The organism is uncultured Desulfovibrio sp. (genome assembly GCF_902477725.1).
In the GTDB taxonomy this organism is placed as follows: Bacteria; Desulfobacterota; Desulfovibrionia; order Desulfovibrionales; family Desulfovibrionaceae; genus Desulfovibrio.
In genome coordinates, this window is sequence record NZ_CABSIF010000020.1 from 26,560 (window position 1) to 41,105 (window position 14,546).

At 56.2% G+C, this 14,546-nt stretch carries 12 protein-coding genes and 1 tRNA gene; 8 read left to right on the forward strand and 5 right to left on the reverse strand.

The features are described 5' to 3' along the window. Positions 1–18: 18 nt before the first annotated feature. From glyQ to RDK48_RS14360, 4 genes are all read left to right on the forward strand, one after another. The gene (glyQ, locus tag RDK48_RS14345; RefSeq protein WP_298998051.1) at positions 19–897 is read left to right on the forward strand and encodes a glycine--tRNA ligase subunit alpha; all 879 of its coding nucleotides are present in this window, start codon (positions 19–21) and stop codon (positions 895–897) included. A 3-nt stretch (positions 898–900) separates the two neighbouring features. Then, a complete protein-coding gene (gene glyS, locus RDK48_RS14350) occupies positions 901–2,985 on the forward strand; it encodes a glycine--tRNA ligase subunit beta (RefSeq protein WP_298998054.1) in 2,085 nt (694 codons plus the stop codon). Between the two features lie 199 nt (positions 2,986–3,184). Next, positions 3,185–3,454 carry a 30S ribosomal protein S20 gene (rpsT, locus tag RDK48_RS14355; RefSeq protein WP_192113003.1) on the forward strand — a complete coding sequence of 90 codons (270 nt, stop codon included), beginning with the start codon at positions 3,185–3,187 and terminating at the stop codon, positions 3,452–3,454. A gap of 163 nt (positions 3,455–3,617) precedes the next feature. Further along, positions 3,618–3,694 (forward strand) — tRNA-Arg (locus RDK48_RS14360). 167 nt (positions 3,695–3,861) lie between these two features. Here the strand turns inward: RDK48_RS14360 and RDK48_RS14365 are convergent. After that, positions 3,862–4,533 (reverse strand): Crp/Fnr family transcriptional regulator, encoded by a 672-nt coding sequence (locus RDK48_RS14365; RefSeq protein ID WP_298998057.1) that lies wholly within the window; start codon positions 4,531–4,533, stop codon positions 3,862–3,864. A gap of 217 nt (positions 4,534–4,750) precedes the next feature. Here RDK48_RS14365 and RDK48_RS14370 point away from each other — a divergent pair, with 217 nt between their 5' ends. The 4 genes from RDK48_RS14370 (at position 4,751) to RDK48_RS14385 (ending at position 10,730) form a co-directional block, all read left to right on the forward strand. Continuing rightward, on the forward strand, positions 4,751–6,199 hold the full coding sequence (locus tag RDK48_RS14370) for an aryl-sulfate sulfotransferase (RefSeq protein ID WP_298998059.1): 1,449 nt from the start codon (positions 4,751–4,753) through the stop codon (positions 6,197–6,199). A 94-nt stretch (positions 6,200–6,293) separates the two neighbouring features. Next, complete coding sequence (locus RDK48_RS14375; protein ID WP_298998061.1) at positions 6,294–7,694, forward strand: SLC13 family permease; 1,401 nt, start codon at positions 6,294–6,296, stop codon at positions 7,692–7,694. 27 nt (positions 7,695–7,721) lie between these two features. Beyond that, complete coding sequence (locus RDK48_RS14380; RefSeq protein ID WP_298998063.1) at positions 7,722–9,308, forward strand: outer membrane homotrimeric porin; 1,587 nt, start codon at positions 7,722–7,724, stop codon at positions 9,306–9,308. Positions 9,309–9,362: 54 nt separating this feature from the next. Continuing rightward, positions 9,363–10,730, forward strand: a complete 1,368-nt coding sequence (locus RDK48_RS14385) for an aryl-sulfate sulfotransferase (protein ID WP_298998066.1) — start codon at positions 9,363–9,365, stop codon at positions 10,728–10,730. 204 nt (positions 10,731–10,934) lie between these two features. Here the strand turns inward: RDK48_RS14385 and gcvH are convergent, their stop codons facing one another. The 4 genes from gcvH to RDK48_RS14405 form a co-directional block, all read right to left on the reverse strand. Beyond that, complete coding sequence (gene gcvH, locus RDK48_RS14390; RefSeq protein ID WP_298998068.1) at positions 10,935–11,315, reverse strand: glycine cleavage system protein GcvH; 381 nt, start codon at positions 11,313–11,315, stop codon at positions 10,935–10,937. 25 nt (positions 11,316–11,340) lie between these two features. Continuing rightward, positions 11,341–12,714 (reverse strand): NAD(P)/FAD-dependent oxidoreductase, encoded by a 1,374-nt coding sequence (locus tag RDK48_RS14395; protein WP_298998070.1) that lies wholly within the window; start codon positions 12,712–12,714, stop codon positions 11,341–11,343. Positions 12,715–12,722: 8 nt separating this feature from the next. Then, on the reverse strand, positions 12,723–13,544 hold the full coding sequence (locus RDK48_RS14400; RefSeq protein ID WP_298998073.1) for a glutaredoxin family protein: 822 nt from the start codon (positions 13,542–13,544) through the stop codon (positions 12,723–12,725). Positions 13,545–13,606: 62 nt separating this feature from the next. After that, positions 13,607–14,546: MFS transporter (locus tag RDK48_RS14405; RefSeq protein WP_308588042.1), on the reverse strand; the 940-nt coding region annotated here is incomplete at its 5' end.

The window sequence follows — 14,546 nt, forward strand, 5'->3', positions numbered from 1 at the left end:
ACGAACAAAGGACAGCGCATGTATTTTCAGGATGTCATTTTAACTTTGCAGAACTACTGGGCCAACCAGGGTTGCGTCATTGAACAGCCTTCGGGTGTGGAATGCGGTGCCGGTACGTTCAACCCCAACACGTTTTTGAGGGTTATTGGGCCGGAACCGTGGAGTGTGGCCTATGTGGAACCCTCCCGCCGTCCTACGGATGGCCGCTACGGCGAAAATCCCAACCGCCTGCAACGGTATTTCCAGTTTCAGGTGATCATGAAGCCCTCGCCGGACAACGTGCAGGATCTGTATCTGCAAAGCCTCAAGGCGCTGGGCATCAACCCTGCGCAGCATGACATCCGTTTTGTGGAAGACGACTGGGAATCCCCCACCCTCGGCGCCTGGGGCCTTGGCTGGGAAGTGTGGCTCAATGGTATGGAAGTGAGCCAGTTCACCTATTTTCAGCAGGTGGGCGGCATTGATCTTTCGCCCATCAGCGTGGAACTGACCTACGGCCTTGAGCGCCTTACCATGTATTTGCAGGGCGTTGAATCCGTGTATGATCTGGCCTGGAACAAAAACGTCACCTACGGTCACATCTACCACCAGAATGAAGTGGAGCAGTCACGCCACAATTTTGAGGCCAGCAATCCTGAAATGCTGTTGCGGCATTTCAACGATTTTGAAGGTCAGTGCAAAGTCCTGCTGGAGCAGGGGTTGCCTTGGCCTGCCTATGATTACTGCCTCAAGTGCTCGCATACATTCAACCTTCTGGACGCCAGAGGAGCCATCTCCATCACGGAACGCACCGGCTATATCGGCAGGGTGCGCGCTCTGGCGGCTGGAGTGGCGCGACTGTACGCAGCCCAGCGTGAAGAACTGGGCTATCCCATGCTCAAAAAGGATGCGAGGTAAGCCGTGGCGACCTTTGTGCTTGAAATCGGCAGCGAAGAGTTGCCTTCCCGTTTTCTGGCCCCCGAAGAAGGGGAGCTGGCCTCACGTTTTAGCGGCGCTCTGGACGAGGCCGGGCTTGAATACGGCGCGCTGCGCGTCATGAGCACGCCCCGTCGCGCGGTGGTGATTGTTGAAGACCTCAACCCTGTGCAGGTTGAGAGGGAAGAGGTCGTCTCCGGCCCGCCCGTGCGCGTGGCCTATGACGCCGAAGGCAAGCCCACCAAAGCCCTTGAGGGTTTTGTGCGTACCAATGCCTGCGCTCTTGAGGACGTTTTTCGTGTAGAGACGGACAAGGGCGAATACGTAGCCGTGCGCAAACGCACCGGCGGCGCACCTGCAGCCGGTTTGCTTGCTGATATCTGCCCCACGGTGATTACCGCGCTTTCGTTCCAGAAACGCATGCACTGGGGTTCATATTCCCTGGCCTATGCCCGCCCGCTGCGCTGGTTACTGGCGCTGCTTGATGATGCCATAGTGCCCTTTACCGTTGGGCCCATGACCTCTGGCCGTGAGACTTGCGGGCACCGCATCCACGGCGCTGGCCCCTTTGCTGTGGCGCATGCCAATGAATTTCTAGCCACTCTCGCCGGGCCCTGCGCCATTACCATTGATCCTGCCCAACGCCGCAACATCATTATTGAGGGCGGCAATGCCCAGGCGGCTGCCGCTGGCGGCAAAGTGCTGTGGAAAGACAGCCTGCTGGACGAAGTTCAGGGCCTTGCCGAACACCCTGTGCCGCTGCTGGCCGATTTTGATCCCGCCTATCTTGAGGTGCCGCGCGAAGTGCTGCTCACCAGCATGGAAAGCCACCAGAAGAGCTTTGGTATTGAAGGGGTCAATGGCGAACTGCTGCCGCATTTTCTGACCGTGCTGAATCTCACCCCCGAAGACATGGGTGTGGTCAAGCGCGGCTGGGAACGTGTGCTGCGCGCCCGGCTTGAAGACGCCCGCTTTTTCTGGCAGGCCGACTTGCGCGATACCTTTGACCACTGGCTGCAAAAGCTGGATACGGTCATCTTTATCGGCGGGCTTGGCAGCATGGGCGACAAAACCCGCAGGCTTGAGGATCTGTGCCGCTGGCTTGCCGAAAGCTGCGCGCCCGACCTTGCCGATGATGCCGCGCGCGCCGGACGCCTTTCAAAGGCAGATCTGGTGAGCGGCCTTGTGGGTGAGTTTGATACCCTTCAGGGCATCATGGGCGGCATCTATGCTGGCCGTAAAGGCGAAAGCAAGGCTGTGGCCGAAGCTCTGGGCGAACAGTATCTGCCCGCCGGGCCGGATTCTCCGCTGCCCAAGAGCCTCGCAGGCGCGCTGCTCTCTATGGCGGACAAGGCCGACACCCTCGCAGGTTGCTTCGGCCTTGGCATGATCCCCACTGGCGCTGCCGACCCCAACGGCCTGCGGCGTTGCGCGTTGGGCATCATCCGCATCATGCTTGAGTTCGGTCTTGCGGTTGACGTGCGGCAGTTCTTTGCCAAGGCGCAACAGCTTTATGGCGATCGCCAGTGGAAGCTTGCCCCGCACGATGCTCTGGACAAGCTCATGGAATTTTTTGCTGCGCGTCTGCGCAACTATTTCATGAGTCAGGGACAGGACACGCTGCTGGTGGATGCGGCCCTTGGCGCGGGCGCAGAAGACGTGAAGGACTGCGGCGCTCGCCTTGCGGCGCTGGCAACATTCAGTCTGGCGGCGGACTATGAAGCTGCGGTGCAGACCTTCAAGCGCGTTGCCAATATCCTGCGCAAGCAGGGTCAGGCTGAGGAACTTTCTGACCACTGGGACCCCGCCTTGCTGCGTGAAGACGCGGAAAAAGCGCTGGCATCCACGCTGGAAGAAATGTTGCCCCGCCTTGATGCCCTGTGGGCCGCCCACGACCATGCCGCCGCGCTGGCTTGCCTGAGCGCGGTACGCCCCGCTGTGGATGCCTTTTTTGCAGGTGTGATGGTTATGTGCGATGATGTGGAGTTGCGCCGCAACAGATTGAGCATGCTGCACGGCCTTGGCTCGCGGTTTGCGCGTCTGGCCGATTTTTCGGCTTTGCAGATGTAGGTTGTTCAACGGTTTTGCCGGAGGAGAGGGGCGCTTTTGACGGTTCCCCCTCACCTTCAAACAAGAAAATATTCGATAAAAAGACACGATTGCTTGACAGCTAATCGTGCCAGTGGTAAGAACCCTTCTTCGCGACAACGCGCTAACTTCTGTTTTCATGGCTTGCGCGGGCAAGCCCAACATATGTGGAGGATTCAAAGTGGCCAACCATAAGTCAGCCCTCAAGCGTCATAAGCAGAGCTTGCAGCGGGCAGGCCGCAATCGCGCCGCCCGTACCCGCGTGAAGAATGCCATCAAGCAGGTTCGCGCCGCCATCCAGAACAACGAACAGGGCCAGGCCAGCGAAGCTCTGTCCAGCGCCACTTCCGTGCTCGCCAAGGCTGCCGGTAAGGGTGCCCTGCACTGGAAGAAGGCCGCACGCAAGATTTCGCGTCTGGCTCATGCCGTTAACGGCATCAGCGCCCAGTAGTTTTTCTTATTGGTTTGAGGCGTGCTTGCCCAAGGGGCAAGCACATTCCCTTACGGGAAGTTGCAGATAATAATTTTTAACAAGTTCACAGGCTTTTCAAAAAATATTTTGAAAAAAAGCTTGACGGCGACTGTGACTTGCGTTAGTTTCCTCTTCGTTGAACGCGCTCGTAGCTCAGCTGGATAGAGCAACAGGCTACGAACCTGTAGGTCAGGAGTTCGAATCTCTTCGGGCGCACCACAAGAAAGTCAAGCCCTTACGGTTAATCACCGTAAGGGCTTTTTCTGTTTTTGGTGGCTGTTTGGTGACCAAAACAGGCTCTACACCAAAGACAGGGGCAAGCCCCTTCAACGGGCAGTTTTTCCGACAGGTTTCTGATCAATTCCCCCAGCCATTTCAGGAGCACATCAACTCCCTGCCAGCATAAAAAATTCTTCAGGGCGCAGAATTGTTACGGTTTTGCCGGAGAATGGCCCGAACAGTCCGCTTTCCTCCTGCTGCCGCAAGATTTTGTACAAGGAAATTCTGTGTACGCCCAAAAGGCTGGCCATCTCCTGCTTGGAAACTCCCATATCGGCTGTAAGGGGGTCGCTGCCTGGGATTATGTGTTGTGCCAAAAATTTGCAGGTACGGGCCAACACGTTATCAAGGTACAGTGAGGAAGCCTGATTTGAAAGTACCCGCAATTTGCGGGACATGGAGCAGAGCAGGTTGATGAGCAGATGAGGATAATCCTTGCAGATTTCTTCTACATTTTCAGCCGTAAAAGCATAGCTCACGCAGCTTGTTGCGCACGAAAAAAAACTCTCGGCTGGCATGGGATCAAAGAACGGGGTTTCGCCAAAAACGCACCCTTCGTGAATATACCAGAGGATTTTTTCTACCCCTTCCATATTCTGATTCGTCAGCCGAACCCTGCCCCGATCTAGAAAGTACAATTCCCGCCCGAATGGAACACGATGTCCTTTGTCCCAAACAAGCTTTCGCCCCAGATGCAATACTGAACGCCAGCTGGAATTCATTTCGCGCATTTCCTTGAAGGCCAGGCTGCGTCCACAATTGATGCCGCGATTTTCCATGTTGCCTCCCTAGAACAGTTGCTCTGGCTTTCTGATAACAGCCTTTTGCTTCAAAATGCAATTAATTGTGAAAAATGTTGCAAATGAAACACGTGTCTTCACCGACTTCATATTATTTTGGCCCATAGAGTGGATCAAATACCTTGTGCGCTGTTCCTCGCCTTCTGCCGGATATTGGCGCATTCCGCAAACATCAATTGATCTGGAGGAATTTAATATGGGCCATCCAACAATCTACCCCACAGGCGTTACCATATTCAAACCTGAAAAATGCTGGGGCGGGTACACCATCTTTCAGGCTCAGGAAGTTGGCGCTGTGCTTATGGATATGAACGGACATGAAATAAATGTCTGGAAGGGCGTTCACGGTATGCCCAATAAAATTTTCCCCGGCGGGTACCTTGTGACAAGCAGAGGCCGCCGCAGTGGTAAATTCAGTGTGCAGGACGGCCTTGATGTTGTCCAGGTTGACTGGGACGGCAACATAGTATGGAAATTCGATCAAAATGAATTTGTTGAAGATCCTGGCTACCCTGGACGCTGGCTTGCACGTTATCACCACGACTTCCAGCGCGAAGGCAACCCCGTAGGGTATTACGCCCCCGGCATGGAACCCAAGGCGCTTGAAGGAAAGACTCTTATCTTGGCGCACCGCAACGTGCGAAATAGCGCAATCAGCGACAAACAGCTGCTTGATGACCTCATCCTTGAGGTGGACTGGGAAGGGAACATTCTCTGGGAATGGTCGTGCAACGAGCATTTCGGCGAAATGGGTTTCCGCGAAGGCCCCAAAAATACGCTTTGCCGCAACCCCAACTACCGCCCGACCCAGCCCGAAGGCATGGGCGACTGGATGCACATCAACTCCATGTCTGCGCTTGGCCCCAACAAATGGTACGATGCTGGTGATGAACGCTTTCATCCCGACAATATTATTGTTGATGGTCGCGAGGCCAACATTATTTTCATCATCAGTAAAAAGACCGGAAAGATCACCTGGAAGATAGGGCCGGACTACGACACCTCCCCCGAGCTCAAGGCCATAGGCTGGATCATCGGTCAGCACCATGCGCACATGGTGCCTCACGGTCTGCCGGGCGCTGGCAACATCCTTGTTTTCGACAACGGCGGATGGGGCGGATACGACGTGCCCAATCCCGGCTCCCCCACGGGAGTGAAGGCAGCCTTGCGCGACCATTCCCGCGTTCTTGAGATAGACCCTGTTTCGCTCAAGATTGTCTGGCAGTACACACCCAAGGAAGCCGGATTTCTTGAGCCAATGGACAGCAACCGCTTCTACAGCCCCTTCATCAGCGGCATGCAGCGTCTGCCCAACGGCAATACCCTCATCACCGAGGGTTCTGACGGGCGCGTATTCGAGGTTACCCCCAACCACGAAATAGTGTGGGAATTCATTTCACCTTACTGGGGCAAACATGTGCCCATGAACATGACCTACCGCGCATACCGTGTGCCTTACGAATGGGTGCCACAGGTGGCAAAGCCAGTAGAAACGCCTATTGAGCCGCTGAATGTTTCTACCTTCCGTGTGCCCGGGGCCGCCGCAGCAGGAGACCGCGCCAAAGAAGTTACCGTTGAGGGCTGCCAGCCCTACGAAGGCAGTAACGCGCTCTGCGTGGCTTCTGTGGAAGATCCCAAAGGCTAGGGCGTTAGAGAAAAATCGCGTTGAAGTGCTTCCGGGTTCGCCTCTGCCTAGTAGCGGGGCGAACCCATGATCCCCGCTTTCACAGGAGATCCTCATGATTATCAAGACTTCAGACCTGACGCCCGGGCTGCTTGCCAAATGGGGCATCAATCTGGCACTCCCCCTAGCCTTGTATTTCGTTCTTCCTCGCAGCGGAAACCTTACTCCCCCCATGATAGCTTTTTTGGCGATCACGCTCTGGGCCGTAATTGCCTGGGCTCTGGACACGCTGAACGATATTGCCGTGGGTATCCTGCTCCCCATTCTTTACGTGTTGCTTTGCAGCACACCCCAGAAGGTGGTTTTCGCTTCGTGGCTTTCCGAGGTGCCGATTATCGTTATTGGTGGGTTCACCCTGGGCAAGATCATTCAGGTGACAGGCCTTGGCAAACGCATTGCGCTGACGTGCGTCAAGCTCACGGGAGGCAGTTTTGCCGGGGCGCTTGCAGGCATTACCCTTGGCGCTGCCATTGTTTCTCCCCTTGTGCCTTCCATCATGGGCAAGGCAGCGATTTTCTGCGCCGTGGCGGTGAGCCTGTGTGATGCCCTGGATTTCAAGCCCAAAAGCCGCGAAGCCACTGCCGTCGTGCTGGGCACCTGCATTGCTGTGGGGGCAACCAAGCTGGCCTATCTTACAGGGGCAGGCGATCTGGTTATGGGCATGGGCATTGTGGACAAGGTCATGGGTATTCAAACCAGCTGGATTGAATACGCCAAGTTCAACTTCCTTCCCGCCATGCTGTACACGGCCATGTCGCTGGCAATTGTGCTGCTGGTGCTGCGCACTTCGGTCAACAAGAGCGCCCTGTGTGCCGCAGTGGAGCAGAAACACGCGGAGTTGGGTGCTGTTACAGACGAGCAAAAGCGTGCCCTTGTTCTTCTTTGCCTCACTCTGGTGCTGCTTGCTACAGACAAACTGCACGGCCTCAGTGCGGGCTCTGTGATGGTTATCATTACGGCCTTGTCATTCATGCCCGGCATAGGCCTCATGGACGGCAAGCGTATGGCCTCAATCAACTTTGCGCCGCTGTTCTTCATCATGGGCTGCATGGCTATCGGCAGTGCAGGCGGATTCCTCAAGGTTACACAGTGGCTGGCAGGCCTTGTGTTGCCTCTGTTCAGTGAAACAGGGGCCTGCATGGCCTCTGTGTGCTCATACGTTGTGGGTGTTGTGCTGAACTTTCTGCTCACACCGCTTGCGGCCACCTCGACCCTCTCTGCCCCCATTACCGAACTCGGCATGCAGATGGGCCTGGATCCACGCATCCTGTACTTCTCGTTTCAGTACGGCCTGGACAACCTGATATTCCCCTACGAATACGCCTTGTATCTCTATTTCTTCAGCTGCGGCTACATCAACTTCAAAGAAATGGCCATGGTCATGGCTTTACGCATGGTGCTGACGGGCGTTTTTGTGGCTTTTGTGGCCATGCCCTACTGGCGCATGCTTGGATAATAGGAATCGACACAAGGAGGCGGAAGGATGAAAAAGCTGGGCATACTACTTTTGGCAGCAGGATTGCTGCTCGGAAGCGCACCCCAGTGCAGAGCGGTCAATTTTGACGTCAAGGGAAGCTGGCAGTTTGCCTTTGACTACATCAACGGCGGCAACTTCATGGGAAAGGACCGCAACGGCAACAACGTTAGGGGGCAACAGTGGGCTGCCATACACCAGCAAAGGGACGAGTTTGAAGCTATCCAGAGGTTGCATCTGCAACTGAATGCCAAGGCTTCAGAAAACCTTGCCGGTACCGTTTTTTTTGAAATTGGCGAACAGCGCTGGGGCATGGCTACTCAGGGCGGAGCGTTGGGGGCAGATGGCAGCAACGTGGTCAAGGTCAAAAACGCCTATCTTGATTGGGTCGTTCCCAACACCCCGCTGAAACTGCGCATGGGCCTTCAGGGCATAAAACTCCCCGGATTTGCTCTGGACAGTCCCGTTTTTCAGGACGATGTGGCCGGAATAGCGGCATCGTGGAAAATGAACGATGCCGTCAGCATTACCGGCGTGTGGATGCGCCTGCTCAACGACAACTGGAGCGGTACTACCTCACAGCCTGCCAGCTACATGGATAATTTTGATCTGTTTGCGCTGACCGTGCCTGTGACGGTGGACGGACTCAAAATTACGCCCTGGGGTATGGGCGGAGCCATGGGGCCAAACAGTCTCATGCCCGCCGCAGTTACCAACATGCCCGGTGGCAGCAAAAAAGTTGCTTTGACCAATCCCATAACAGGGCAGGCTATCGATGGCCTGGAATTGCGTGATGGTTTGTACCCGGCGGCTTTCAGCTCCGGCAGGGGCACCTCCAGACTGTGGAACGATGATTACAGCTCCATGTATTGGGGTGGGCTGACCGGGCAGTGGACCAGCTTTGAACCTCTCAGGATTTCATGGGATTTCATTTACGGCAGCGTTGACCACGGCAAGGAAGACCTGAACCGCCGGGGCTGGTTTGGCATGCTGCTGGCAGAATACGCTTTGGATTGGGGGCTTCCCGGTCTTTACGGCTGGTACTTCAGCGGCGATGACGACAACCCCAATAACGGTTCGGAACGTCTGCCTTACCTTGCCACCACCAATAATCTGACCAACTCGCTCTCCACCTTTGGTTACCGGGGCAATCCCATCATGGGCGGCGGCAAGGGCGTGCTGGGTGTCAACCCCAGCGGTACATGGGGCGTAGGCACGCGCATCAAGGACGTGAGCTTTCTTGATGACTTAAGCCATACCCTGCGCGTCAACTACTTTGGCGGCACCAACAACACAAAAATGGCCTCATACATCACCGGGCGGCATGCCACTGATGCTTCAGGAAGGCAAATCTACCGCAATAACACTGACTTCAACTCGTTCGGCACGTATCTCACCACAGCCGATACGGGTACGGAAGTCAACCTCGACAGCAAGTACAAGGCCGCGGAAAATCTGACGTTCATCCTGGAACTGGGCTATATCCACCTTTGGCTGGACAATGACGTATGGGGCCACTACCAGAACATCTCTGGCACAAGCCTCAATGTCAAGGATGCATGGAAGGCATCGTTCAATGTCGTCTATTCGTTTTAGACCCGAGCGATATTTCAGTACATGCAATGTTCACGAACTCGGAGGAATATGATCATGAGATTTCGTGCTTCTATTTCCCTGTTGGCAGGTCTGCTTGCCCTTGGACTGTCCACGCAGGCTCCTGCATATGAGGTGCATGACGGCCCCACCGGCGTCATCAAGCTCGTGCCCGAAAAAACCTTCAAGGGCTACACGCTCTTTGCCCCCACGGTCAAGTGCACAACCACTTATCTGATTGATATGAATGGCGACGTTGTGCACACGTGGAAGAGCAAATACCCTCCCGGCCTCTATGCCACGCTGTTGCCCAACGGCAATCTGCTACGCGCAGCCGCCCCCAAGGATCAGCCGGTCAAGATTGGCGGCGCAGGCGGCATTATTGAAGAACTGGACTGGAACGGCAACGTGGTGTGGTCGTACACCATGCTTACGGAAAACGAGATCCAGCACCACTGCTTTGACCGCATGCCTAACGGCAACACCATGATTCTGGGTTGGGAGCGTAAAACGCCCGCTGAATTTCAGGCCAAGGGCCGCAAGCCCGGCACGTGGCCTGAAGAAGTCAAGATCAAGGGGCAGGCCGTGCGTGATTTCTGGGTGGATTTTGTGCGCGAGGTGGACAAAAACGGCAAAACTGTCTGGGAATGGCATGCCTGGGATCATATCGGCACCGGCCCTGATCAACTGGACATCAACTTTGCCCTGCCCACACCCGTGGGGCCGGGATACGACAGCTTTGACTGGTCGCATTTCAACACAGTGCAGTACCTGCCCAAGACCGACCAGATTTTGCTGAATTCCCGTAACTTCAGTGAATTCTATATTGTTGACAAAAAGTCGGGCAAAATCGTCAAGCGCTGGGGCAACCCCGCCGCCTACGGCAAGGGGACGCGTCCCGAATGGTACTACGACGGCACCCAGCAGGTTTTTGGCGAACACAACGCCACCATGTTGCCCAACGGCAACGTGCAGATATTCGACAATGGCTCGGAACGGCCCGAGGGCAACCGCTCCCGCGTGATCGAGGTCGACCCGGCCAGTGGCAAGATCGTATGGCAGTACGCCGCCAATGGTTCCAACAGCTTTTTCAGCTACCGGCAGGGCGCTGCGGAAAGACTGCCCAACGGCAACGTACTTGTGACATCCACGCACCAGGGACATCTTTTTGAAGTAACCCCCGCAGGTGAAGTCGTATGGGAATTCGTTAATCCCATCATGGCAGGGCAGGCCAAGCCTGTTTTTTCCGACCATGAGGATGCCGTGCCCAATGCCCATCAGACATTTACCAATATGATCCACAGGGCTTATCGCTACGCTCCCGATTATCCCGGCCTCAAGGGTAAGGATCTGAGTGTTAAAGCCCCGTTGTTGCCCGGCTATCCGAAATTCCTTGAAGTTTGGAAGCCCACCGCAGTAAAATAGAATCCAACACGCGAAAACGCACAGCCCCTGAGCCTGTTACAGACTCAGGGGCTGTGCGTTTGTGAGCCAATGATTGTTGTTCGGTCAGTTTGGGCAGCATGGTGAATGCACATGAAGAAGGACTTTGCTACCGCATGGTACAAGAATAGCCCCGAAGGGCAATTCTTCGGGGCTATTGCTGGGGGAGTTTAACAATCGGGCAGGTCAGCTTGCCACAGTCTGAGCGTATTCCTCGGCTGTAATGCATCCGCCTTCATCGGGGGCAGTAGGTTGCACCTTTACCAGCCATCCCTGATTGTAGGGATCGTCGTTGAGCAGTTCCGGGGCGTCTGCGAGGGCTTCATTAATGGCCGTGACCTGACCGGAGACGGGCATGATGGCATCACTGGTCACTTTTACGGATTCAATGGAAGCGCAGGATTCCCCCTGCCGGAAGCTTGCACCCACTGCGGGCAGATCAACAAAGATCACCCCGCCCAGTTGATCCTGGGCAAAGTCGGTAATGCCGATAAGGCAGGTGCCGTCAGGCTGGCTTTGCGCCCACAAATGTTCCGCATGGTATTTTCTGTCGTGAGGAAAGTTCACGGTATTCTCCTTGGCGGTCGCCGGGTCAGTTGGATTCCACGCGCACTCTGGGCGCCATAATGGACATGGACACAATTTCATCCAGCGTGGGATGGGCAAACATGACTTTGTGCAGGTTTTGCGCCGTATAGCCTTCCTTGATCAGCAGCAGGGCCACCATCACGAGGTGCGAAACTCCCGCGCCAACAGCGGCAATGCCTGCAATTTTGCCATCGCTCCAGACTGTTTTGACAAATCCGGCTGTGCCGCCGCTTGCCTGCGCAATGGGATTCAGGGACAGGGCCGCCTGGGAGACTTCCACGTTCTTGCCTTCGCGCAGGAGGGCCTCCGCCGTCTGACCAACGCGCATGACTTCCATGGCTCCGTATACGCATGAGGGCACCGGGCCGGACTGATATTCTTCGGCGCTTTCGCCCAAGATGCGTTCCGCCACATACACAGCTTGATGTTCCGCAGCGTGGGCCAGCAGCACAAGGCCGTTGACGTCGCCCACGGCATAGACGTTAGGGGCGGCTTCAAGAAAGGCGTTTGTCTCAACATAGCCGCGCTTGTTGAGATTGCAGCCCCATTGCTGGGCGTTCAGCCCGGCGGTGTTGGGTGTGCGGCCAACGGCCACCAGGGCCTTGGCTGCGCTGATGACCGTGCCGTCTTCAAGGGTGAGCTGCGCCTGTCCGTCAACAGTGCGTAAATCTTTGGCCCGTGCGCCTTCGTGACAGGTTATGCCGTTTTTTTGCAGTGCCCGGCGCAATTCTGCGGCGATATCGGTATCTTCCAGAGGTGCGATGTGGGGCGCAGCCTCCACTATGGTCACCTTGCTGCCCATGGCCGAGAAAAAGTCACCCAGTTCAAGGCCGATGGCTCCAGCGCCAATGATGACAAGACTTTCAGGAACAGATTCAATGCCCAGCAGGTCAGTGCTGTCCAGCACGCAGTCGTGATCGGGCGTCAGACCGGGAAAGGCTGCGGAAGATGACCCGCAGGCCAGAAGAATATGCTGTGCAGTCAGATCTGTAGTGCCATCTTTGGCATGAACGCGCACAGTACCCGGTGCAATGCCTTCGCCGCGCCCGGTGAAGATTGTCACGCCCATGCTGGCAAGGCTTTTGCCAAGCGTTTTGCTCGTCCCCGAGGTGAAGCGGCTCACGCGCGTTTGGAGCGCTGCAAAGTCCACGGCAATTTCGCCCTTGGCTACGCGGGTTCGTTGCTGGGCATGCAAGAGGGCCAGCGGGGCCACAGCGCCGAGCAGCATCTTGGTGGGGATGCAGCCGCAGTTCAGGCAGGTGCCGCCAAGGTGCGTTTTTTCCACCAGGGCAACGCTTCTGCCTGCCTGGGCAAGAATACGCGCTGCCGTGGTTCCGCCGGGGCCGCCGCCCAGAATAACAATATCAAAAGATTGCATGACGCCCCCTATTTAACGATGTCTGCCTTGAACAGGTGCTGGCGCGAGGCGGAGCGGTACATGAGCAGGTTCTGCTCCGGCAGGGGTTCCAGCCCGCGCATGTCCCACACCATATCCGCCGTGATGGGGGTGATGCTGTAGGGCAGAGTGGGTTGGCCGCATGCTTCGGCCACCAGTTTTGCCGCCGCTGCGGCATCTTCCCTCTTGGGCCAGTCCCAGCCATCGCCAGCGGGCAGCGGCATGGCCAGAAAGCGCACCGCGCCATCGGGCGTGGCCTGCACAAGGGCTATGGTTTTTGCCAGTTCTTCCTTGCTGGGAGCGCCGCCAAAAATTTTTGTGCTTGCCTCAGGGCCGCCCACAAGATTGCAGACTGCGTGCACATCCTTGATCTTCAGCAGCTTTTCCAGCAGCTCCGGTTTGCGGCCATCGGTCTGCAACCAGACCTGCAAGCCGCCAGCTGCCAGGCGATCAACAAGAACCGCAAAATTATCTTCCTGCCCGGCAGGGCATTGTGAAGGGTAAAGCCCTGCGATTTTGCCGTGGAGCATGTCGCTGCGGGTTACGCAAGCCTCCAGTGTATGGCCCGAGAGCAGGTAGGCGATGATTTCGCCGGAACCCTGCTTGATGACCTCGCCATCGGCGAAGAGGGGAAATTCCACGCCTTCAGGATTGCGGTAAATGGCCTTGCGGTTTGTGCGGTAGAACGTGTTGAATTCCTGCGCGTCAGCCTTGAAATCTATGGTGTCATATGCCAGCCCGCGTTCGGCAAGAAAGGCCTTGACGATCTTGCAGCGGATGCAGTCCGGCGCTGTATAAAGGGTTATGCCCATGTGAGCCTCCTGTTACAAAAAACCGTGGATGCAGATGCGTAAATTCCTGTTTTAGCCGGAGGTTAGGCAATGTCTTCGAGCGACTTGCCACCCGTGCGCGCACCCCATACGCCAACGATAATGGCGGGGATGATGCACAGCATGCTGAAAATATAAAACACTCCGTCAAAGCTGTATGCTGCATAGACAACAGGAATGAGAGGTTGTGAGAAAGCAACGGCCAAACGACCGATTGAAGAGTGGAAGCCCGTGGCAGTGTTGCGCAGGTGGGTGGGGTAGGATTCCGCCGTGTAGGAAAACACGGTGAAGCCCACGCCCATCACAAAGGCTGTAAGCACCGCGCCGATGATGACCACCATCCAGTACTGACTCACATTGCCGAAGATGGGGGCCAGCACGGCCATCACAAGCAGCATGATGACAATGGGAATCTTGCGTCCGCCCTTGTCGGTAAAAGCACTGGAGGCAAACAGCCCGAGCGGTACGCCAATGGAAATGAGCGTGGTGGCCATAAGTGTGTCTTCAAGGGGGAAGCCGTGAGCCTTGAGCAGGGTGGCAGTCCAGTTGGTGACCACAAAGGTTGCCGGGTTGGTGCAAACCACCAGCAGAAGAATAACCAGGGTGCGCTTGAGATACTTGGAGCTGCACATGCCAAGCAGCACTTCCTTGAGCGGGGGCTTGCTGGTCAGGCATTTGCTGGCCGCATTGGCAAGGTCGATATCCCTGCCGGTAAGGTCTTTCATCACGGCTTCCGCCTCAGCAATGCGACCACGGGCCACCAGCCAGCGGGGCGATTCATCCAGGTAGCGCCAGGCGATGATAAGAGCGATGTAGCCAACGCCGCCCATATAGAAAATGTAGCGCCAGGCTTCTTCGTGCAGGGGAATAATCAGGCGGCAGAGCATGCCAACGACCGGCACGGCGCAAAAACCAACGCCCGCGATCATGTTTTGCCATTTGCCACGGCTCTCGGCCGGGGCCATTTCTGCGATATAGGCTTTT